Origin of the sequence: Aliivibrio salmonicida LFI1238 (assembly GCF_000196495.1) — a bacterium.
Lineage (GTDB): Bacteria > Pseudomonadota > Gammaproteobacteria > Enterobacterales > Vibrionaceae > Aliivibrio > Aliivibrio salmonicida.
In genome coordinates this window covers 1,466,723-1,490,085 of record NC_011312.1, presented here as the reverse complement: position 1 = coordinate 1,490,085, position 23,363 = coordinate 1,466,723, and the positions used below count along the sequence as shown (strand labels likewise).

Sequence of the window (23,363 nt, the reverse complement as noted above, 5' to 3'; positions counted from 1 at the left end):
AATACAACTGGAGCATTGATGCGCTCACAACGTAGTATCAGTGCTCCACTCTCTCTTCAATCTCATAGAAAATGTATCGCTAAATGACAGAGTCTTCTCACCCATTTATCCATACGTTTTAAGGCCAATTTTCCGGCAATTTTAAAATAAGAAACAAAGGCACATTATGAATAAATTAGTTGTTTTAGGTAGCGTAAATGCAGATCACGTTCTACAAGTGGCTTCTTTCCCTCGTCCGGGCGAGACGTTACACGGTCACAGCTATTCCGTTATTCCTGGTGGTAAAGGCGCAAACCAAGCGGTTGCTGCCGCGCGATTAGGCGCAGATGTTGCTTTTATTGCCAGTGTTGGTGATGACAATTTTGGTCAACAAATGATTGAAGCATTCAAGTTTGATGGCATTAATACCGAAGCGGTAATGATCGAAGAGAACACCCCAACAGGTATCGCGATGATCCAAGTCGCAGCAACGGGCGAAAACAGCATTTGTATTTCAGCAGAAGCAAACGCACGTTTAACCGCAGAACGCATTGCACCTCATCATGGTTTAATTGAAGCGGCTGATACCTTATTAATGCAACTTGAAACCCCTATTGAAACCATCGAAAAAGCAGCACAAATTGCAAAAGCGGCCGGAACGAAAGTCGTATTAAACCCAGCCCCTGCTCAGCAATTAAGTGATGACTTATTACAACTTGTTGATATGATTACGCCAAATGAAACTGAAGCCGAATTATTAACAGGCATTGAAGTAACGGATATGGCAAGCGCACAACGCGCAGCAGATGCGCTTCATGCAAAAGGCATTGAAACCGTGATGATCACCCTAGGTAGCAAAGGTGTGTGGATCAGTAAAAATGGCAAAGGCCGTCAAGTGGAAGGCTTTAGAGTACAAGCTACCGACACCACAGGCGCAGGCGATACCTTCAATGGTGCATTTTTAACTGGCCTACAGTCTGGTCGTAAATTGGATGATGCGATTAAATTCGCTCACGCGGCAGCGGCAATTTCAGTAACACGAATGGGTGCTCAAACCTCTATTCCTTCTATCACCGAAGTAGAGCGTTTTCTATTAGAGCATTGAGCATTACTCTCTATTTCAGTGCCTTTGACTGCCATTCATAACGCAGTCAAAGACACAAACAAAGGATTGGATTTTATGGCAACGATCAAAGATGTAGCCAAACATGCCGGCGTTTCAACCTCTACTGTCAGCCATGTATTGAATAAAACGCGTTTTGTGAGTGAAGACATTTCAGATCGCGTCGCATTTGCGGTTAAAGAACTCAACTATGCCCCATCCGCATTAGCTCGCAGCTTAAAAGTAAATCACACGAAAACCTTTGGTATGCTCGTGACGACATCAACCAATCCTTTTTTTGGGGAGGTGGTAAAAGGCGTAGAACGTCGTTGTTATGAGAAAGGTTATAACCTTATTTTATGTAATACCGAAGGCGATGCCGAACGTGTTCATTCAAGCTTAGATACCCTACTTCAAAAGCGCGTTGATGGTTTGCTTCTAATGTGTACCGAAATAGAGCATCAAGTACTTGAGTTGTTTTCTCGTTATCAAGCCGTTCCTACGGTGGTGATGGATTGGGGCTTGATTGATTTTCCAAGCGATAAAATTCAAGACAATTCTCATCACGGCGGTTATTTAGCGACAAAACACTTAATAGAACAAGGACACACAGACATTGGCTGTTTAACGGGTCCATTGAATAAACTGCAAGCGCAACAGCGTTTAAGTGGCTTTGTACAAGCAATGGAAGAATCAGGATTAACCATCAATAAAAACTGGATCGCCTCAGGAAATTTTGAATGTGAAGGCGGTGAAAGTGCATTTAACGCTCTTCATGCAAGAGGGGCATTACCAACCGCACTCTTTGTGTGTAATGACATGATGGCAATGGGCATGATTAATTGCGCGAGTAAAAAAGGGATTTCGGTGCCTAATGATATTTCAGTGGTTGGTTACGATGATATTAATATGGCGAAATACATCACACCATCGTTAACCACAATTCATCAGCCAAAGCATCGTTTAGGCCAACAAGCCGTTGATTCATTGTTAGAAAAGATTGCCACTAAGTCTGATACTAATCGTGTCATTCAACTGGAACCGACATTAATGATTCGTGACAGTGTTAAAACGATTTAATATCAAGCCGCTAGCTACATTAAAAAATAGAGTTTCTATCCATGTAGAAACTCTATTAATATTTTTCACGAACCGCAATATATCGCGCAAACTTAGGAATACCACTGTCCGTAAAGCCATTATAACGATAAGTCACTTGCTGCCCTAATATTGGTGGGTTTTCTCGCACTTCATTGCTTAATCCACTGCCAATCTTAAACTCTTGTCCATTTGGCATTTGCAATATTAACGCCCCGACCATCCCTTCAAATTTACCTTTTCCATCGGTATAACCCACAATAATCGCTTCATCATCATAGTGTTTTTTTAACTTGATCAGATCATCACTTCTGCCCGCTCGATAAATAGAATCGAGTTTTCTTAGCATTAAGCCTTCGCCTTTATTCACTGCCATCTCTTCAAGGGATTTGAGTAAATCATCTTCACTGCTAATTGGGTGGTGTTCTACTAATTTAAGGTGGGGAGTTGCTAGGCCTTGCACCAATAATGATAAGTCAGAATAACGCTGAGGAAACATACCAATAGAATGAGGAATATCAAACATCATGAACGTAATTTCGGCCCATAACTCATCATCAGGTTGGCTATCTAATACGGTACTCGCTACTTGCTGAAAACCACCACGTCCGGCCCATAATTCACCATCAATCGCGTGCTTAGGAAGCGGCGCAATAAACCAATCGGGTGCCATGATTTTATGACCTTTACGAGTAAGTAACTCTGACCCCGTCCAATACGCTCTTATTCCATCGAGCTTTTCACTGACCCAATATTTATCAACCTCTATCCCTTCTTCATAGCTTGTTGCCAACAATACAGAAACAGGGACTGTATTAGATTTATCAAAAGCAAGCATGGGAGCAGAGAACAATCCGATGCCAATGAGTGTCGATAATGTTGATACTTTCATAGATACCTAGCTTAATGGTTTTTAATATTGATGTTTTCTATCATTGCATGTTGAACAACGATTTATCCCTAATTCAGTCACTTCTATTACGCAATTTCGAGCTATATCTACATTCAATGTAACTAACCTGAATTCTGGATAAGGCTGAACTAATTGCCCACCTAACGATCAGATCTTTCGACCAAGAATTATTTGAACGTATTTTAAAAGGTGGGCAAGATGAATAAATTAGTTGATATATTTTGTGATGTCGATGATTTTTGTTATCAATTCTTATCTCAATGGGAAAAATACCTTGTTGAGGCTAGTGAGAGAAAAAGAAAACGTCAGTCAGTAATGTCTACTAGTGAATGTATGACTATTGTCATCGCTTTTCATCAATCAAATCATAGAGATTTCAAGAACTTCTATATCGGGTTAGTTCATCAATATTGGAAAGGATACTTTCCAAATTTACTTAGCTACACTCGATTTGTGAGCAAAATGCCTAGCCTAATCGCCCCAATGTGTGCCTATTTTCAATCTATCAAAGGTAAGCCGACTGGCATTGCTTTTGTTGACTCCACGAGTCTTAAAGTATGCCATAACATTCGAATTCCTCGCCATAAAGTCTTTGATGGTGTTGCGAAAAGAGGAAAAGGTACCATGGGATGGTTTTTCGGCTTCAAACTTCATTTATTGATTAACCATCTTGGAGAAATTATTTCGCTGAAAATCACAGCTGGCAATGTAAATGATAGGACTCCTGTACCTGATTTATGCAAAGAACTCTCGGGGAAATTGTACGCTGATAAAGGGTACATAGGTAAAAAGTTGAGTGAGAGCTTAAAGAACTCTGATGTCGATTTAGTGACTACCTCGCGAAAAAACATGAAAGCAAAAGAGATAAGTGCTTTTGATAAGGCTATGTTATCAAAGAGATACATTATCGAAACGATAAATGACCAATTGAAGAATATCTCTCAAATTGAACATAGCCGTCATCGTAGCGTGACTGGTTTCATGCTAAATGTAATTTCAGGCGTTGTGGCTTATTGTTTAAAAAAACAAAAGCCACGAATTAAGCTATCAGAATGTGAATTTGAACTAATCCTCGCTTAAAGCATGTTTTATCCAGAATTCAGGTTAACTACCAATTTTCTGGCATGATTACTTTTGCACAACCTCTACATTAGAGCTCAACTGTTCAAGTACTCACTATAACGATTCCTGTTAGTAAATTGACCTCTGCCAAATTTACGCCTCTCCACATCGTCTAAGATCTCACTATTCATGTAAAAGAAATGAATGTGACATATCAATATGAGAAGTTTAATCGATAGAAAAAACAAATAACAGTGAATCATTCATATAACGTGACTATGGAAAGCAGTGAAATGAAAACAACCCAATTAAAAACAACACTTGCAGCAGCTGTTGGCTTAGCACTCTCAGGCAGCGCTTACGCGGATGTGATTATATCTCAATACGTAGAAGGTGGAAGTTACAATAAATCGTTAGAAATCAGTAATACAGGAGACAGTTCAGTTTCTCTCGCGGGGTATGTTCTTAAATCAAAATACAATGGTTTAAACGAATGGCAAAAGGATCTTGATCTTTCTGCCATTACGCTTGATGCAAAGAGCGTTTATGTCATCTCAAACAGTCGAGCCTCTGATGCGATCAAAGCCGTAACCAATAATATTGAAAGCATCGTAAATCATAACGGCGATGACACTTACATGCTGTTTAAAGATGGGATAGAACACGACCGTATTGGGGTCGATGGCGACGTAGATTGGGGCAAAGATAAGAGCTTTGTCCGCTCAACATTAAGTCCAAGTACAACATTTGATCCAACGATGTGGCTTGAGTTACCAAAAGACAATATTGATGGCCTTGGTACTTACCAAGAAGGCATTACTCCTCCTCTCCCTTTTGCTTGTGAAACCGATTCAGGCACGACCCCTACTTTTACAGAGATTAATGAGATTCAAGGTACGGGAAATAAATCGCCGTTAATCACGAGTGGCTTTATTTCAGACGACGAGTATTTTGTTCAAGGCATTGTGACTGCTCGGGGCGACAGCTTGTTAAAAGGCTTTTACCTGCAAGGCCTAAATAATGACAATGATCCAAACAGCTCTGAAGGTATTTTCGTCAGTACTGGCAGCGCCCCTTCCCAAGAGATCCAACCAGGGGCATTAGTCTGTGTTAAAGCAAAAGTTCAAGAATATTATAGCCAAACACAATTAAAACCAGACACCAATAACGTCGTTGTTCAAGGTTCACAATCTCCTGTTGATGTCACTGAACTGGTCATCAATGAGAATGAAACATTAGCAGATGCATTAGAGCGTCACGAAGGCATGCACGTTAAATTAACCTCTCATTCCGATTTACGAATTACGCGTAATTTCAGTTTTGATTACGACAGTAAACGCAACAATATGGTGTTGTCTCATGGTGCACCACTGTATAAACCAACTCAGTTATTTGCAGCAGAAAGTACAGAGGCCATTCAGCTAGCAAAAGAGAATGCTAAGCGTCAAATCACCATAGAATCAGACAACAAAGCCGCAAACGGAAAAGTGCCTTACTTCCCAGAGTTTGCCTCTGATATCGACCAAGATGGCAGTGCCGATTCTTACCTTCGTCTTGGTGCTAGAATTGAAGGACTAGAAGGAGTGGTTGCTTATTCTTACGGTCAATATCGCTTGGTTGCAAGTAATACCATCACACAAGAAAACATCATTACTAAAGCCTTAAATACCGATGGTTCTACGCTCTTCAATGTAGAACGTACTGACAAACCAAGTATTGATGATGAAGATTTAACTATTACCAGTTTTAACGTTTTAAACTACTTCACCTCTGTTTCTATAAACGGTGATGCAAACCCAACAGGTCAAAACCGTGGCGCAACAACAGCTGATGAGTTTGCAATTCAACAAGCAAAAATTCTATCGGCCTTAACCGCCATTGATGCTGACATTATTGGTTTGATGGAAATTGAAAATAATGGCTTTGGTGAAAACAGTGCCATTCATGATCTCACTGCCGTGTTAAATGCACAATTTGAAGACAAAGAAGATCACTATAAATACGTTGAGATAGACGCTGCGGATAAATACCAAGGTGAGTATTTAGGCTCTGACGCCATTATGGTCGCCCTGTTGTATCGTCCTGACAAAGTAAGATTAGAAGGTGATGCACGCGTAATAAAAACACCGGAGCAACACGTCACGGCAAACACCGTCACTCGAGATAACAACGGCACTATTGAATCAAACCCTGCGTATGATAAATATCAACGCCACAGCTTGGTTCAAGAGTTTATTGTAAAAGAAGCCAAAGAGCCGCTAACCGTTGTCGTTAATCACTTAAAATCAAAAGGATCAGAGTGTATTGAACAATGGCAGAACTTCAATGAAGACTCAGAAGCGCCTGACTTACAAGGCAATTGTAATCGCTTTAGAGTCTCAGCAGTAAAAGCCATTGGTGATGAATTAAGTACAGTTGAAGGCGATATTCTGATCTTAGGTGACATGAATGCGTATGGTATGGAAGACCCATTACTTACGCTGACAGATTACAGCCCTGATAAATACGATCGCGACATCTTTACGGCGTCTTATACCACTCTTGGAAACGATACCGCCGGTAACCCTATCCCTTATGAAGAAACAGGCAGCCAAATCAAAAAAGGGTACGGATACCTTAATCTAAATACCTTGTTGCACAGCACAGAAACCTTCTCTTATACCTACTCAGGGGAATTAGGTAATCTTGATCACGCACTCGCTAATGAATCTCTTGCAAAACGAGTCACTCAAATTGAAGATTGGCACATTAATGCCACAGAAAGTAACTTGTTTGAATACAGCTCAAAGTACACTGGCGACATGGCAAAATACAACGATATGTATTCGGCTTCTGACCACGATCCTGTTGTTATTTCTCTTGAATATGCAGGCTCACTCAACCTACTTGCTTTATCTTCACTCTTTGGTTTTGGCTATCTGCGTCGAAAACTAAACAAAGACAATAAATAAGGTAAGCGTGCGGGGAACTACACCTAACAAATAAAATTCATTATGCGTATCTTACGATCTTTCATTTAACGAGAACGTAATTATGCAAAAAGATAAAAAGAGAACACCAGAGCAATGGCACGCTCTATTTGAATCTCAGCAATCTAGCAAGCTTAGTGCCGCTGAATTTTGTCGTAACCATAATATTCTGCCAAAGACATTTAGTGCACGTAAAGCACGATGGAAACAAAAGATTAACGCTTCTACTTTCTTGAAAGTAGAAGCGTTAACATCAACTATCATCGCCACTCCACAATTACCAGATATTCAACTTTCTATCGGAAAATTGCGATTAACATTGCCAGCTAATACTGAACCTCACTGGATAGGACTCTTATTAAAAGGGTATCAATCATGAATGTATTTACTGATGTTTCCACCATTTATCTTCATCGTGATTTTGTCGATTTTCGCAAGGCCATTAATGGCCTTGTCGTGATTGTTGAGCAAGAAATGCAACTATCACCGTTTAGTGATGCTCTATTTATATTTTGCAATAAGCCTCGTGATAAACTCAAAATATTGTATTGGGATAAAACAGGATTCGCTTTATGGTACAAGCGATTAGATGAAGACCGCTTCAAATGGCCACGAAATATAAATAACGATACGTTAGCATTATCAGAGCAGCAACTGACACTGCTATTACAAGGTTTTGATATCTTAGGACATCAACCGGTACATTATCAAACAACCCTTTAAATAGTTGATTCTCAGTCAAGAATAGGAGGCAACCGATTGATTACCTGTATTATCGTTATATAGTCATCTACATGACTGATAAAATAAAACCACTTCCTGATACCATTGACGAGCTGAAAGCACTTGTGCTTCAGCTTGAAAATAAATATAACCGTCTTCTAGAGCAATTTCGGCTGGCTCAACATCAGCGCTTTGGTAAAAGCAGTGAATCTGACTCGACTCAATTTGATTTATTCAATGAAACAGAAGAAGAAATCATCATTGAAAATGATGACACACAAACGATTACCTACACTCGTCAAAAGCCAAAACGCCAACGCTTACCTGAAGACTTACCGCGTACTGTTATTATATCCACGACATAAAAGATAAAACTTGTAAGTGTTGCGGTCTAGAGATGCATGCGATGGGTAAAGACATCAGTGAAAAGTTGGAATTTGTACCAGCTAAAGTGGAAGTTATTCAACATGTTCGTCCTAAATATGCTTGCCGAAATTGTGAAAAAAACAATACTTCAGTAGACATTAAACAAGCCCCAATGCCAGCGTCACCAATCCCTAAAGGGATTGCGACCGCAAGTTTACTTGCTCAAATTATTACGGCTAAATTTCAATACAGTCTTCCACTTTATCGTCAAGAAACGTTATTTCAGCAATGGGGTATCATTATTGGACGGCGAACGATGGCGGATTGGTTAATAAAATGCTCGGTACTATTTACCCCTCTTAATAACGAGTTACATCGTATTTTGCTTGAACAACCCACTCTGCATTGTGATGAAACAACGGTAAATGTGTTGGATGTTGAAAAAGCAAAATGTTATATGTGGGTCTACTGCTCTGGCTATGATTCTCCAGGCTCTGGTGTTTTGCCTGGAATTGTACTTTATGATTATCAATCTAGCAGGCATGGCTACCATCCAGTTAACTTTTTAAAAGGTTATAACGGGTATTTACATACCGATGGTTACCAAGGTTATGAACAAACTGAAGCGATGTTAGTTGGCTGTTGGGCACACGCACGTCGACGATTTATTGAGGCTCAACGTGTTCAAGTAAAAGGGAAAACAGGGAGTGCAGATTGGGTATTGAGTAAAATCCAAAAGCTATACCGGATCGAATCGTTATTAAAAGAGGCTTCCCCTGAAGCCAAGTATGTTGCTAGGCAGACAGAAGCCCGCGATTTACTTAAAGAGCTCCGTGATTGGCTTGATAGCGCAGTTAGTCGAGTATCACCTAAAACAAAATTAGGTGAGGCGATTAGCTATACATTAAATCAATGGGATAAATTAGTTCGTTATATTGATGATGGATTGTTATCTATTGATAACAATCGAGCAGAGCGAGCGGTTAAACCGTTTGTTATCGGCCGGAAAAACTGGTTATTTTCGGGTTCAACGGCTGGTGCAGATTCAAGTGCAATGCTTTACAGCATTGTAGAAACAGCAAAGGCAAACGGATTAATCCCTTACGATTATATTAGGTATTGTCTAGATCGTTTATGTGTTGGATCGCCAGATATCGATTCACTTTTACCTTGGAATGTAAAAGACAAGGTGTAGTTCCCCGCACGCTTACACTTTTTCTACACTTTTTTCAATCGCTTTCTGAAGAGCACAATCGGAATACTGAACCATATCAGAAGCAAACGCTAAATAACTAGCACGTACTAAATGTCTATAAGCTAACTTATCAATATTCCCCAATTGACGATAACCAACACATTGAAGACCTTTCAAAATAATTTTAGCTAGTTCCCATATTTCGCCACCATCAATCACAGCACCAAAGCTGCCACTACCACCACCCCCCCAAACAAGACGACCAGAACACACAAAATAAAATTTTTGCCCTCGCAAACTCAATTGAAAATCAGCCCCTGCTCCTAAACCAGCAGCTATATTGCCACCGCCCTTAACTTCTGCTAGCGATTTAAATTCAGGTTTTAATTTCTGTTCATCTTCCGGTGGCGATTGCCACTCTACGCCACCACACAATTCACCGCCCGCTTGTGCACCTGCAAAACCTTCAGCTTTAAAACCAACCTGTCCTTTTGCAGAAGTCGATACACCGACTCTTGGAGAAAATAATACACCTATGCTGCCATCCCCTTTAGGAACCTCTCCTTTAACCATGACACTAGCCATGATCCCAGTAAATGCACTTAATTGCATAGAGCTATTTAATCTGAAACATCCGAATGAATATGTTGCATCTTTACCCTTTGCATCAATATATGAAAGAGTGACAGGATAACCAGATTGATATGGAATATACGCTTTAATGGCTACAGTTGCTTCCGCTAATGAAAAACTAGCCTCGGCACCAATACCAATATCTGCCTTTTTAATGGTAGCAGCAGCTTGAGCCCCCCAACGAAATAGTTGAGCCTCTTTACTAATAGCGAATTGAATTTTGCCATCATCATTATATAAGTGTTTCTTCGATTGAAATTCACGCCAATGCCCACCATCAGCTTTCCATTCATTCAATTTCATTGCTACAGGGCCATCTTTTAAAGACGTTTTAATATTGTTCTTAATATCTTCTTTTATTGCCTTAGCAAAACCTGCTTTGTCGTTTTGCTCTAAAGCTTGCATTGTGTTACTGCGCTTATAAACTGGTTTCCAGCGTTTTTGTTCTTGCTCTACAAACTCACTACGAAGATAAACATATTTATCATGCTTTACTGAATACACTTCAACCAAATGTCTTTTGTTTTTTTGACTAACTAAATTTTTTCCTTCAGAATTGAAATTATCTGCATTTACAGATTGATTGTTTGGCTTTTCAGGACTATTTTTTTTACTTGCAACGGTATGACTTAACGCTGTTAAATCGTCAATTTCAGATTGAATTCGAGTTAAAACTCTTCTTCTTAACTCGATAAGAGAGTCATCTTCTAAAAAGAAAGTATCACTATATTCTTCAACAAATGTTTTCTTTTTCCTTAACTCTTCTAACCTCGCATCAACTCGTTTTATATTCTCATCATTCTTTTTTTCTGTATCCCCACCAAAAGCTGACGCTACTTTCCGACCTATCTTTGCTTCTGTTGATTCAACCAAACAAATCGCACCTGCATTACTTGCGTCATTTAACCACACTTGCCTCTTTTTTGCGTGCTGCTCTACTTGTTGCTTTGTAACATTGTTGCCTTGAGGGGTTTCTTTTAAAAGTGTTGCATAACCTTCTAGCAAGGTGTCCATGCACTTCGCTTCTTCATCCATGTATTGAATAGATTTTTCATCTAAACAATAGAAATCAGTCATTGCTTCACCAGTAACAAATACAACATCATGCACTTCTTTGGCTTCACATTCTGGTGCAGCCATTAATGTGCATGTTTCCGCTGTGGGGCGTACTTTTGAAATAGGTTCGACGGTGTTGGTTTGCTCTACCTCTTCATCCTCAACTTCCTCAGGCAGACTAATACTATCACCCACATGAATTAAATCTGGGTTAGGTTGATATTTTGGGTTCAGCTCAAGTAATGTGGTAAAAGGGACATCATTATCAATGGCAATTTTAAGCAGCGTGTCACCGCTTTGAACAATATAAGATTGGCTCATGGTGTTATGACTCCTTTACCACTGAGTTGAGATGGATTGCATGGACGCAAAATGCTGTTCAGTTATGCTCCATTGATAATCTGAAAATAAAGGGGCGATCGGTGCAAAGACAGATACACTGAGCCACGCTTTGTTAAACCACGTTATTTTATTGATAGGAGAAAAGTAGTCGCGACGCTCTTCATTAGACATAGAAGCAACTAAAGGCAACAACCCTCTTGAGTCGTAATATCGAATAAACACTTCCCCACGCCCCTTTTTTACCACCAATGCATTACGTAAGGAATACATCAATGCACTGCGATTTGTCGCTATGTCGGTATGAAATAACGCACCACAATGTGTCGTGCTCATTTTTTTTACACACACATCTAACAAAACTTGAGAGCTCAATAAGTTCACCACCACTGGGCCATTTTTTATCGCACTAAATTGTGTCGCATTAAATAAATTGACGATGTCTAGTTCATCAATATGAGAACTTAACTCGGCATTCCACTCAGGCCATAACTCCGGTTCAATAAATGCATAAATACTTTCTGATGCAGAAAATAATGGCACTTCAACAGAATTTACTCGCCATTCATTATTTAGCTGTGCAGCTTGCATATGCCCTCCTTACCACATTGGCATAACTCTTTCATTAATGCGCCATCTTCAACCATTTCACTGTACGCCGCTGAATTCATCACTGGTTTGGTTGATGCTAATGGTGACATTGAGAAGGTACGAGGAAGGTTCGCGCTTACACTGCTACTTTGACTAGATGCTGCGCCAGGGTTAATCGCAACATTTCCCCCAACCAAGGCGACCGAGCCAGAGCCATCAACCGTAATATCTGAGCCATACAAGGTAATGGTGCCGTTATTTTTTAGAATAAAACCCGAGCTTCCCACCTGAGCCGTAATTTCATCGGCACTGATTATGGTATGGTCAGCATCCGATTTAATGGATGCATTATTTCCGACTTCTATTGTGAGATTCTGACCAACGGTTAGCGTATCGTCAGCGCTAATATCACTGCTACTTGCTCCCATAGTAATGCGGCTTTGTTCGCCTTTAATCGTGAGTTCGTCGTTCTTACCTATCGTACTCTGTCGGTTTTCGTAGATTGTCAACGTCTGTTCAACAGCCACGCTCTTTTCTATGTTGGCGTTGTATTTAACCGTTACGTCTTGCTCGACGGTTTCTGAGAAGGTTTGGTTTGTTATTGATGTTTTATGGCCTTCTATGGTTTCTTTTCTGTCTTTGTTAATGATGTTTTCTTGGTTACGTCCAACTTCTAACTCTTCATCATTCCCTATGGTTCTGAATCGGTTATTTAGAACCTTAGTTCTCATGTCTTTCTGAGCATGAAAATAAACTTCTTCTTGATTGGCTTCGTCTTCAAACGACATTTCGTTGTACCCTTCCCCTTTGTGGGTTTGAGTCCGAAATACCGTTTTGGTTTTATGCTCTGGCAAGGCATAAGGGGGCGTGTGTAAGCCGTTGTATACCGCACCTGTCACTAAGGGTCTGTCTGGATCTCCCTCTAAGAAGGTCACCACCACTTCGTGCCCTATTCTCGGTAAATACACCGCGCCCCACGTTGGCGCGGCCATCGATTGACTAACACGAAGCCAACAACCTGAATGCTCATCGTTGTTACCATAACGATCCCAGTGAAATTGGACTTTAATACGTCCCATTGGATCGGTATATATTTCTTCTCCTGCGGGGCCAACCACGACTGCCGTCTGAGGGCCATCAACCACTGGGGCGGCTAATTTAGGTGCTTTATAGCCAACATCGCGAGGAATACAATTAAAATAGTTTTGATACGTCGTCGGCAGACCACTTGATTCTTCTTCGTGCACTTGTGGGTTATAACCACTGTGCGTTATCGCTGTGAGCGTGTAATCTCGATTGATTGCGTTTCTTGGGTGCTTTGCCAAATCAAAACTATAACCAGCAGTTAAACGCATAATGTTACTTTCGGCTTCAATTTGATGATTTTCAACCTGATGATCAGCGATAAGGTAATTGCTACGTTGTTGGCCTTCTACGCTTTCCCCATAGCGTCCTGGGTAATCAAAGAATGCTAAATCAGTATCTCGATCACCCTGTTGTTGCACTTGTTGTGGGATGCGGGGTTGATCGTAGTTATAATCGGTTTGAATTACATGACCAGTACGAACACGGTTATAGCTGCTTAACTCAAATATATGCTCTCTGTCAGCATTACCACCTCCTTCAGATTGGTACACCAAAGGGCCAATATAAGACGCGTTTAGAGGAGTACTAATTAACTCTGGAATGGCATCATTTTTATCAATAATCACCATGCTATGGTTACTTGTAGTATGTTCGAAGTAATACCATAAACCGTGCTCTGCTAATAAACGCTGAACAAAATGACTGTCAGTTTCACGATATTGAAGTAAGTATTCTTGGTTGGGATAGGTATTAGACAGTTCAAAGCGATAATCAGTCACTGACGCCCCATCGAGCACTTCAGTTAAAATATCAACAATCGACTTATCTTGGAAAATACGACAATCTTGGCGTTGGGTTAAAAACCACAGTTGAGGTACGAGCGTAATTTGATAATGAGAGAAACGACGACCTGCGCCTAAATACCGAACTTCATTTACGACACCATGAAATAATCGTCCGGCATTCATTCCTTGCCCAAGAACGGTTAATAATGCGGGTTTTCGGCTTAATACATCAAACGCTATATCAGGGTCTAATGACAATAACGACAAGGTTATTTTAAAAGGTTGGGATACCTCTTCGACCACATTGAAACTCTCAACACGAAATTCATGATTCGTGCCAAGGACTTCAAACTTAAACTCGACCTCATTAGCCATTGTATTCACCTGATAAGTATAACGACAAATAGGGCCAACATGAGGCCCTAGTTTTTATAAATGATTTTCGAGGCAATTACGCTTCGCGTGGCTTACGCCAATCATCATCACCTGCCGTACCACACGTTTCGTGAGTTACTTCAATGGCACGGTAAGTGAACTTAAGCACTTCTTCCGTTACACGATCAGAAGTAGCAGCATCTTGGCAATGAGCCATACGCGTTTGCATATCAACCAATAGTGCATCAATCAGTTTGATTGTGTAGTAATGCTCTTGCTTACCAGAAATAGAGGTACGGTAGAAGTTGATGCTACATTCAGGCAGTTTCTCACCAGAGACTAAAGAGTTGAATAATAATGGAGAACAGCGGTCTTGTTGCTTAGTTACGATAACTGGACGGTGAACACGTTGACCAGTAGGTTGACCACTTTGTGGATCACGTGGAACCGTTAATACATGATCAAGCTCTTGAACTAGGAACTCATCAATATGAGCTTCCTGCCATGTATTACCGACTGAATCTGCTGAGTACGCATCTTTAGTGATATCGCCTTGAGTTTCGCCTTTAATTGACATATATGCTGGAGTTGGCATGGCTTTATTCCTTAATATTGAATTCTATTTAGAACCGTGAACGTCACGAGTTACATTGAATAGAGCAATTAAGATGCCAAATATTAAAATCAATTAATTCAATTATTTACATAAATTTCGTTTTGAACAACCAAAAAATAGATACAAGAAATTGGGAAGTTATCCAATAAATTGGATCGACTGTTTTATCGTATCTCATTCTTTACTATTGGTGGGGTAATAAAAAACCGAGCACTCATTGGCTCGGTTTTATTTAATTCACTTTATGTAAATATAAGATCTGAAACTAAGAACGCTTTGGCTGTTGGTAAGTCTTACCTGCCGCTTGGTACGTTTCTTTTTGCTTCATATCAAACATTGCGTAGAAGAACCATGCAACGAATTTGATCACGTCATCGCCTTCATTCATGATCCATTCTGCAAGTTCTTGAGTTTCGCCATTTTCGTCTTCATCATTAAATACATGATAAATACGTTGCTCGCCTTCTACTTCTGCAAGACGAAATTGACCAGCAAGTGATTCTGCCGCTTCAACGACATCTTGGTCTTCGCATGCTTTTAATGCTTCTAGCACTTGAGGAAGGTTTTCTTTTTGGCACAGTTCTTTAACGAGTGTTTCAAATTCATTCTGTTGCATTTTTTATTCGCTCTATTTATTCAACATGTCATCTAGATACCGCAATTTTAGCAGCAATAAAAATTTATTCGATAAGAATTCGTTTTAATCCTTGATATTTCTCCTTCACTTTGGCTTTATGGAGGTATTGCCTACTTATAATTGAATGGATTCAGATGTCAGATAAATTAGATACTAAATATGTTACGGCGGGTCGCAGTAAAAAATGGACAAAAGGCGTGGTTAATCCCCCCGTTCAACGTGCTTCTACGGTGGTTTTTAACTCTGTGGCAGAAAAGAATCACGCGATGGTGAATCGTGCCAAACAAACTCTTTTTTATGGTCGTCGTGGTACAGAAACTCACTTTGCCTTGCAAGATGCGATGGTTGAGCTAGAGGGCGGCGCAGGGTGTGCCTTATACCCTTGTGGGACCGCTGCAATAGCGAATGCGATTTTGTGTTTTGTAAAAACGGGCGATCACATTTTAATGGTTGATGGCTGCTACGAACCAACCCGTGATTACTGTGACACGATGTTAAAGAAAATGGGGATTGAAACCACCTATTACGATCCAATGATTGGCGAAGGCATTCGTGATCTAATCAAACCCAATACCACGGTGCTATTCACTGAATCCCCTTGTTCTATCACGATGGAAGTGCAAGATGTTCCGCTTCTTGCTCGTATTGCGCATGAATCCGATATTGTGGTGATGCTTGATAATACATGGGCAGCGGGTGTGAATTTCTCTCCTTTTGACCATGGTGTTGATATCTCGATTCAAGCGGCGACCAAATACATTGTTGGACATTCCGATGTGATGCTTGGTACGGCGGTTGCGAATGAAAAACATTGGGACCAACTGCGTGAACAAAGCTATTTAATGGGCCAATGCATCTCTCCTGATGATGCTTACCTTGCCATGCGCGGTTTACGCACCATGGGCGTTCGTCTGAAGCAACATGAGAAAAGCAGCATTAAAATCGCCAATTGGTTGGCTGAGCATCCGCTTGTTGATCACGTTCGTCATCCTGCCCTTGAAAGCTGTCTGGGTAATGACATTTACCAACGTGACTTTACAGGCTGTAACGGCTTGTTCTCTTTTGTATTAAAGCAATCAGATACCAAAGCAACAACGGCACTGCTTGATAGCATGACGCATTTTAATATGGGTTATTCTTGGGGTGGATTTGAAAGCTTGATCTTAGCGAATGAACCAAAGAGCTTTAATGCATTAAGAACAGTGGCTCATCCTAACTTTGAAGGCACATTGATACGTCTTCATATTGGACTAGAAGACATTGATGATTTGATTGAAGATTTAGAAGAAGGGTTAGCTCTCTACCAAGAAACCTTGTCAGCTTAACTTCTACTGACTAGTAAGAAGTTAGCGTAACTCACACGCTTGTTTAGCGAAAATACAAAAAATGGCGACTCTTATTTGAGTCGCCATTTTTATATGTCTCTGTATTTAATATCTAGGCAGATAAAAAATTAACGCTTTCTTTCTTGTTTTGTTAATTCAAAATCGAATTCATCAGGGAAAAGCACTTGCCCTTCTTCGTTTTGATTTGGGAAAACAACAACGGCCAGTTCATCGTCTTCTAGACCGGTAGTCCAACGGCTGTGCCATTTGTTTAGAGAGATAGATTCTGCTTTACATACATCCCACTCGCCCGTTGCCCACGCTTCAGCAAATTCTTTGTTTGGCCACACTGGAACGCAATCTTCTTCTTCGGTATTCAACATCACACAACCGTGTTCATCAGTCAAAATCCAAATTTCACGATTAGCGACAACTTCTTTCATAAAGTAAGTAAAACGCTCTTCTTCATGAGAATTTACGATTTTTTCTATTGTTTGTTGATCTAGTTGGCTCATTACCAATTCCTATCAGTGGGAAAGATTATATTATACCAATCTGGATAAGTAGTTGAGCAGATAATTGCGTAGGAAAAATCGATTAGAGTAAGGCATAAATTGTAATAACTAGTGGGTCTAATTTTTTCAATTTATAACGCAGCTATAATCGATTTTAACAAGCAAGAATGATCAAATATTTATGTAGATTGGTATTAGGATAATAACAAAAAAAGCCCACACTGCGTATGGCAATGTGGACTTGATATCGGATTTAATGACTTAATCCTTAATTAATACTCTACAACCTTAATTTTATGGAACATACGATACAGCACCGGAACCACAATCAACGTCAGTACGGTTGCAAACCCTAAACCAAACATAATGGTCACGGCCATTGGTTTGAAGAAGGTATCCGGCAATAACGGGATCATACCTAGAATGGTTGTGATTGCGGCCATACATACAGGACGAACACGACTTAACGCCGCATCAACCACCGCATGATACGGTTCTTTACCTGAATGTATTTCTATCTCTATTTGGTCGAGTAAGACGATGCCATTTTTCAGTAACATACCACTTAAGCTCAAGAAACCTAATAACGCCATGAAGCCAAAGGGGGTATTAAGTGCTAATAAGCCAGTAGTTACACCGATGAGAGCTAATGGAACGGTTAACCACACAATGACGGACTCTTTCACACTATTAAAGAGGAACACCGTCACTAGGAACATGAACAAATACCCCATTGGCATGGTTTGGAACAGAGACGCTTGTGCATCACGTGATGATTCATATTCACCCCCCCATTCTAAGCTGTAACCTGTAGGGAAATCGATCGCTTCTATTTGTGGTTGCAAACGTTTTTGCAATGTCGCCGCCGTTTCTTCACCTAGAATATCTGGATCAGCCATTATGGTTAACATACGTTTACGGTTCTTACGCACTATCAGTGGATCTTCCCAAATGACATCGTAGCCCAATACCACTTGCTGTAATGGGATGTACAATGATAATGCCGGGCTCCAGATCTTCATTCCTTCAATCGTGCTGATATCAACACGTTCATTTTCAGGTAAACGCGTCACAATAGGCATTAACGTTGTACCATCACGGTACACACCAATCGCTTTACCCGCAAAGGCCATCTCAAGCAGTTCGTTCACATCAGTTTTAGAGATGCCGTAACGACGAGCCTGACTCTCATTAAACTGAGGCTCTAATACCTTAGTTCGCTCACGCCAATCATGACGAATGTTCGTCGCTGATGGGTCATTGTGCATAACTTCAATAACTTGCGCGGCTAAACTGCGAAGAACGGTTGGATCGGCACCCACAATGCGAGCTTCAACTTTAGCTCCACCACCGGGTCCTAATTCAATCTGCTTCAGTTTGTATTGGATCTGCGGATAATTAGTTTCAATATGCTGACGGAATTTAGCCATTAATGCCAGCAATGCGTTGTAATCATCAACACGAGTCATTATCTCGCCATACGCGGCATAGCTCTTTTCTGGTGCATAGGTCAACATGAATCGCTGTAAACCTTTACCCGCCGTGGTTGTGACATGATCAATGTGTTTCTGCTCTAAGATCCAATCTTCTAATTCTTTTAGCGTCTTGTTGGTTGAGCGAATGTCCGTTCCTTCTGGCATCCATACATCCACCAAGAAAATTGGCGTTGTTGATGATGGGAAGAACGATTGTTTAACCTTGGTAAAGCCATACATGCTGCCACCAAGTGCAACAACAAGGATCAGCATCGTTGCGATTGAGTAGCGCATACAGAACTCAAGAAAACGCTTATAAATAACAAAGATCATGCCATTGTACGGATCTTTATCTTCGTTATTTTCCCCTTCAACCTGAACGGTTTCTTTAAAGAATAAAGACGCAAAGAATGGCGTAAGAGAAATGGCAGTAAACCAACTCAGCATTAATGAAATCAATAGAACCGTAAACAAGGTTCCACAGTATTCCCCCGTTGCATCATCAGATAAACCAATTGGAGCAAAGGCTGTCACGGCAATAACCGTAGCGCCCAATAAGGGCCACTTGGTTTGCGTAACAATATCGGTGGCCGCTTGCATCCTCGTTCGGCCTTTTTGCATACCGATGAGGATCCCTTCAACCACCACAATGGCATTATCGACCAACATTCCTAGCGCAATAACGAGCGCACCTAATGAGATTCGTTGTAAATCGATGGCCAAGTACTTCATGAAAACAAACGTACCGCAGACGGTGATTAACAGAATTAATCCGATCAATAAGCCTGAACGCACGCCCATAAAGAAAAGTAAAACGATAATCACGATGGCAACGGCTTGCGCTAAACTCACCACAAAACCACTCACCGATTTATCAACTTCTTTTGGCTGACTGTATATTTCAGAAATATCAATACCAATGGGCTGTTGGTTTTTTAACTCCAACATTCGTTGATCAACCAATTTACCGATTTCAACAACGTTTACCCCCGCACTAAATGAGATCCCCATATTGAGTGCAAAATTACCATTGAAGTTAATTAAATTACTTGGTACTTCAACATAACCTCGCTTTACGGTCGCAATATCTTTTAAATAAATAAGACCTTGCGCTCCACCTTCAGTAATAATCAAATCACCAAGTTGCGACACATCTTGAAACTCGCCCGTTGGGTGGATCTGTATGTATTCAGAACCAATTTTTACGGCACCCGCACTTGAAACGGTATTTTGCTCAGAAAGTAAACTGTAGAGTGTTTGAGGTGAAATACCTAAGCTTGTCATGCGTTTTAGTGACGCTTCAATAAAGACTTGCTCTTGTTGAACACCAGAGACTGAGACTTTACTTACCCCATCAACAAGTTCTAATTCACGACGTAAATAATCAACATAATCAAGAAGTTCTTTATACGAATACCCTTGTCCTGTAACGGCAAGAAGTACACCGTATACATCACCAAAATCATCAATAACGGATGGTTCTCCGACTCCCGGCGGTAACTGACGTTTTAAGTCATTTACCTTTCGGCGCAGTTCATCCCAAATTTGTGGTAAATCATCAGGGCCATAATTATTCTTCATGGTTACCGTAATTTGAGATAAACCACGACTCGATAATGAATTCACTTCATCAACATAGGTAAGTTGTTGAATCGCTTTTTCAAGCGGATACGTCACTTCCTCTTCAACTTGCTCTGGTGTGGCACCCGGATAGTTGGTCACAACCATTGCATCTTTGATGGTAAACGCAGGATCTTCTAATCGCCCTAAGCCAAAGAAAGCAGAGGTTCCCCCAATAATGAAAATCAAAGTCAACATCCAGCTGATCACTTTATTTTGAATAAAGTACGCTGCAATTCCCTTTTCTTGACTCATTATTTCTCCTCCGTATTGATGATATTCACTTCTATGCCATCACGTAAGCGAGAAACACCCGCAATAACAATACGATCTCCCGTTGTGACACCTTCTACGACTCGTAAGCCCGAAGATGTGGCCTTGGTTGTGATTATTTTTTGCTTTTTCACTTTATTGTCAGAGTCAACAAGCCAAACGTATTTTTCATCTCGATCAATGTTGTCTCCATCTTCATTAAAAACGGCTTCGATCGGAATAACCATACCAAATTGACTCGATGCGCCTAGCGAACTTTGCTCAGTAGTTACTTCAACCGCCATACCATCCAAAATAAATTGATCTTTTGGCATTGGCATCGTCAACGTCACTAAGTACGCACCCGATTCAGGATCTGGCTCTGTGGTGAATTCTTTAACTGTCGCTTGGTACGATGAACCATCATCTAAACGAACAGAAGCTTTGATTTTATCGACTAATCCTTTATTTGGTTGTTTAGCATATAACTTATCAGGCACCTGAACCGTAATATCAACCGCGCTACGATTATGAATATTAAAGATTTGCTGCCCAACTTGAATGTTTTCAAATTGCTCGACACTCACTCGGGAAATGATCCCATCAATTGGGGCTTTTAATTCAGTAAAACTTAAACGCAATTTTGCCAATTCTAAATCAGCCAATGCAATCTGACGTTGGGCGGCTAATTCATCAAATTGCGATTTAGCAAGTAATCCTTTATCGACTAACGGTTTCGAACGTCGATACTGGCTGTTTGCCACGTTGTATCTTGCTCTCGCATTATCTACATCAATGTTGTAATCCGTCTTATCTAAAATCGCTAAGACTTGACCTGCTTTAACGGTTTCTCCCGAGCGAACATTTAACTCTTTAATCTCACCAGATAAACGAAAACTTAGATGAGAGCGATCAGCCGCTGTAGCGACCGCAGGAAGATAAAGATGATCACTCACTAAACCGGAATTAATCGTTTTAATAATGACATCAGGTGCTTCTAACACCGTATCAATCGGCGCTGGTTTACAAGCCGTAAGTAATAAGGCTGTCGACAATAAAGAAAATCTCATTAATTTCTGCATAATTATAATCCTCTCTCCTTAACCCACTTACGTACTTTCATGCCTTCTTCTAATCCAGCAATGCCTGAAGAGACGATTTGGTCTGAGTCATTAATGCCAGAAAGAATTTGACGCTTATCACTAAGCTCTACCTCTACTTTTTCGACTCTGCCATCTTCGGCCACTCGCCACACGTACGTTTTATCACCTTCTGTGTCAATCGCCCCTACTGGCAATTTTTCACTTTCACCACTTGGGATAGTGACTTTTACTTGACCTGACATTCCTGGCAAAATACCTAATTCTGTTGGTCGAGCCATGCTCATTTTAACGGTGTAACTTGATGTTTTACTGTCCGCTTCGGTATCAATTTCTTCAAATTCAAGAGGGAATTGAAAATTAGGAAATGAATCAAACGTTACCGTTGCTTCGACTTCGGAAAAACTGAACCGTTGTAATAAGTAATCTGGAAGTTGAAAAACCACATAAAAAATATCATTGGTTTGAATGTGCATGATCGATTGCTTGGCACTTACGTACTCAAAGTTTTCACTTGGTAATAAGGAAATGGTTCCCTCGTAAGGGGCAATTAATTTGGTGTAGCTGAGATTGGCTTTTGCTTGATCCAAGGCCGCCTTGGCGGTTTTTCGGTTTGCTACTGCGGTATCGTAATCTTGTTCTGAAACAACTTGGTCTTTACGCAACTTCTTGGTTCGTTGGTATTGAACATCAATCAAGCGATATTGTGCTTGTGCTTGCTTTTGCAATAAACGGTATTCATCTGGATTTATCGTGGCAAGTTGCTGTCCTTTTGATACCATTTCACCCGCATGCACTTCTAAGGTATTTAATTGCCCCGGAACCCTAAACGCTAATACCGCTTTATCTCCGGCTTCTGCTTGGGCAGGAAATAAGCGTGAGGTGGCTTGATTACCGATAGATACAACCATTGTTTTCGCTGGTCTCGATTCTGGCTCTGCAATCTGTGGAGCCTTACTATCACACCCCATTAATAAAACAGAACTAAGTAGCGTTGCCACCGCTGTTTTTTTAAACATAAACAATTCCTTGTAATGATAATTTTTATATAAAAGCATTATTACCTATAAATTCGTTCGTCCAGAAAATCTGAAATAAAATTAATAAACGTTATTTTTTATTTTTCTTATGGTTAACACCTTTCTCATATTCTTCTTTAAACTTTGGATGAGATTGGTCACACAAACCAAAGTAAGGTTCTTCACTTAACCCTAAGATATAAGGAACTTGGGTACAGTACACAATAGTACCTTCCTGATGACCCGAAAAATAGGCATTGTAAAATTCACCCGTAATGACCTCTTTAGGATTCATCGCCTCTAATTGCTCTTGAGTCTGAACCACAAATCCTTTCTTTGCTCTAAACTCACCATAATTAAACCAATCATCTGCATTTTTTTCTTTTTCTGCTTGAGATGATGACGAGCATCCAACCAATAACAATGCCAATATCGCTGAAATAAATAATTTCATAAAATCTCCAAATAAATAACGTACTTTGCTTCAATCATAATAAAGAACCATAGTACACTCAATTAGTTAACATTAAAG

The 23,363-nt window shown here is 40.4% G+C and carries 18 protein-coding genes and 1 pseudogene; 8 read left to right on the top strand and 11 right to left on the bottom strand.

Translation table 11 applies throughout. The features are described 5' to 3' along the window. Nucleotides 1-166: 166 nt before the first annotated feature. Together rbsK and VSAL_RS07345 are read left to right on the top strand one after the other, a co-directional pair. Nucleotides 167-1,084, top strand: a complete 918-nt coding sequence (gene rbsK, locus VSAL_RS07350) for a ribokinase (RefSeq protein WP_012550064.1) — start codon at nucleotides 167-169, stop codon at nucleotides 1,082-1,084. Nucleotides 1,085-1,159: 75 nt separating this feature from the next. Beyond that, the gene (locus tag VSAL_RS07345; RefSeq protein WP_012550063.1) at nucleotides 1,160-2,161 is read left to right on the top strand and encodes a substrate-binding domain-containing protein; all 1,002 of its coding nucleotides are present in this window, start codon (nucleotides 1,160-1,162) and stop codon (nucleotides 2,159-2,161) included. 55 nt (nucleotides 2,162-2,216) lie between these two features. Here the strand turns inward: VSAL_RS07345 and VSAL_RS07340 are convergent, their stop codons facing one another. After that, nucleotides 2,217-3,071, bottom strand: a complete 855-nt coding sequence (locus tag VSAL_RS07340; protein ID WP_012550062.1) for a DNA ligase — start codon at nucleotides 3,069-3,071, stop codon at nucleotides 2,217-2,219. Between the two features lie 219 nt (nucleotides 3,072-3,290). Between VSAL_RS07340 and VSAL_RS07335 the strand changes: the two genes are divergently transcribed. The 5 genes and pseudogenes from VSAL_RS07335 to VSAL_RS07315 all read left to right on the top strand — a co-directional run bounded on the left by VSAL_RS07335 (nucleotide 3,291) and on the right by VSAL_RS07315 (nucleotide 9,407). After that, nucleotides 3,291-4,172: an IS982-like element ISVsa6 family transposase gene (locus tag VSAL_RS07335; RefSeq protein ID WP_012548944.1), complete on the top strand. Its 882-nt coding sequence runs from the start codon at nucleotides 3,291-3,293 to the stop codon at nucleotides 4,170-4,172. Nucleotides 4,173-4,447: 275 nt separating this feature from the next. Then, nucleotides 4,448-7,105: an ExeM/NucH family extracellular endonuclease gene (locus tag VSAL_RS07330; RefSeq protein ID WP_044583425.1), complete on the top strand. Its 2,658-nt coding sequence runs from the start codon at nucleotides 4,448-4,450 to the stop codon at nucleotides 7,103-7,105. 82 nt (nucleotides 7,106-7,187) lie between these two features. Next, nucleotides 7,188-7,502, top strand: a complete 315-nt coding sequence (gene tnpA / locus VSAL_RS07325) for an IS66 family insertion sequence element accessory protein TnpA (RefSeq protein ID WP_012548925.1) — start codon at nucleotides 7,188-7,190, stop codon at nucleotides 7,500-7,502. Continuing rightward, entirely contained in the window at nucleotides 7,499-7,846 is a 348-nt protein-coding gene (tnpB, locus tag VSAL_RS07320) for an IS66 family insertion sequence element accessory protein TnpB (protein ID WP_012548924.1), read from the top strand. Before tnpA ends, tnpB begins: the two co-directional genes overlap by 4 nt. A 71-nt stretch (nucleotides 7,847-7,917) precedes the next feature. Continuing rightward, nucleotides 7,918-9,407 (top strand): annotated as a pseudogene (locus tag VSAL_RS07315) (IS66-like element ISVsa2 family transposase). 12 nt (nucleotides 9,408-9,419) lie between these two features. Here the strand turns inward: VSAL_RS07315 and VSAL_RS07310 are convergent. From VSAL_RS07310 to VSAL_RS07290, 5 genes are all read right to left on the bottom strand, one after another. Then, nucleotides 9,420-11,417, bottom strand: coding sequence for a LysM peptidoglycan-binding domain-containing protein (locus VSAL_RS07310; protein WP_049940346.1), 1,998 nt, complete (start codon nucleotides 11,415-11,417; stop codon nucleotides 9,420-9,422). Between the two features lie 15 nt (nucleotides 11,418-11,432). After that, nucleotides 11,433-12,026: a DUF4123 domain-containing protein gene (locus VSAL_RS07305; RefSeq protein ID WP_012550060.1), complete on the bottom strand. Its 594-nt coding sequence runs from the start codon at nucleotides 12,024-12,026 to the stop codon at nucleotides 11,433-11,435. Next, complete coding sequence (gene tssI, locus VSAL_RS07300; RefSeq protein WP_012550059.1) at nucleotides 12,008-14,272, bottom strand: type VI secretion system Vgr family protein; 2,265 nt, start codon at nucleotides 14,270-14,272, stop codon at nucleotides 12,008-12,010. Before tssI ends, VSAL_RS07305 begins: the two co-directional genes overlap by 19 nt. A gap of 76 nt (nucleotides 14,273-14,348) precedes the next feature. Further along, the gene (locus tag VSAL_RS07295) at nucleotides 14,349-14,867 is read right to left on the bottom strand and encodes an Hcp family type VI secretion system effector (RefSeq protein ID WP_012550058.1); all 519 of its coding nucleotides are present in this window, start codon (nucleotides 14,865-14,867) and stop codon (nucleotides 14,349-14,351) included. Between the two features lie 286 nt (nucleotides 14,868-15,153). Beyond that, nucleotides 15,154-15,504 carry a hypothetical protein gene (locus tag VSAL_RS07290; protein ID WP_012550057.1) on the bottom strand — a complete coding sequence of 117 codons (351 nt, stop codon included), beginning with the start codon at nucleotides 15,502-15,504 and terminating at the stop codon, nucleotides 15,154-15,156. A gap of 155 nt (nucleotides 15,505-15,659) precedes the next feature. On the opposite strand from VSAL_RS07290, the gene VSAL_RS07285 reads away from it, so the two are divergent. Continuing rightward, on the top strand, nucleotides 15,660-16,850 hold the full coding sequence (locus VSAL_RS07285; protein WP_012550056.1) for a cystathionine beta-lyase: 1,191 nt from the start codon (nucleotides 15,660-15,662) through the stop codon (nucleotides 16,848-16,850). Between the two features lie 128 nt (nucleotides 16,851-16,978). Here VSAL_RS07285 and VSAL_RS07280 read toward each other — a convergent pair whose 3' ends face one another. The 5 genes from VSAL_RS07280 to VSAL_RS07260 form a co-directional block, all read right to left on the bottom strand. Further along, entirely contained in the window at nucleotides 16,979-17,365 is a 387-nt protein-coding gene (locus tag VSAL_RS07280) for a DUF2750 domain-containing protein (RefSeq protein WP_012550055.1), read from the bottom strand. A gap of 272 nt (nucleotides 17,366-17,637) precedes the next feature. After that, nucleotides 17,638-20,715: an efflux RND transporter permease subunit gene (locus tag VSAL_RS07275; protein ID WP_012550054.1), complete on the bottom strand. Its 3,078-nt coding sequence runs from the start codon at nucleotides 20,713-20,715 to the stop codon at nucleotides 17,638-17,640. Beyond that, the gene (locus tag VSAL_RS07270; protein WP_012550053.1) at nucleotides 20,715-21,794 is read right to left on the bottom strand and encodes an efflux RND transporter periplasmic adaptor subunit; all 1,080 of its coding nucleotides are present in this window, start codon (nucleotides 21,792-21,794) and stop codon (nucleotides 20,715-20,717) included. Before VSAL_RS07270 ends, VSAL_RS07275 begins: the two co-directional genes overlap by 1 nt. 2 nt (nucleotides 21,795-21,796) lie before the next feature. Further along, nucleotides 21,797-22,831: an efflux RND transporter periplasmic adaptor subunit gene (locus VSAL_RS07265; protein ID WP_044583232.1), complete on the bottom strand. Its 1,035-nt coding sequence runs from the start codon at nucleotides 22,829-22,831 to the stop codon at nucleotides 21,797-21,799. A 91-nt stretch (nucleotides 22,832-22,922) separates the two neighbouring features. Next, complete coding sequence (locus tag VSAL_RS07260) at nucleotides 22,923-23,285, bottom strand: DUF2799 domain-containing protein (protein WP_012550051.1); 363 nt, start codon at nucleotides 23,283-23,285, stop codon at nucleotides 22,923-22,925. Nucleotides 23,286-23,363 lie beyond the last annotated feature (78 nt).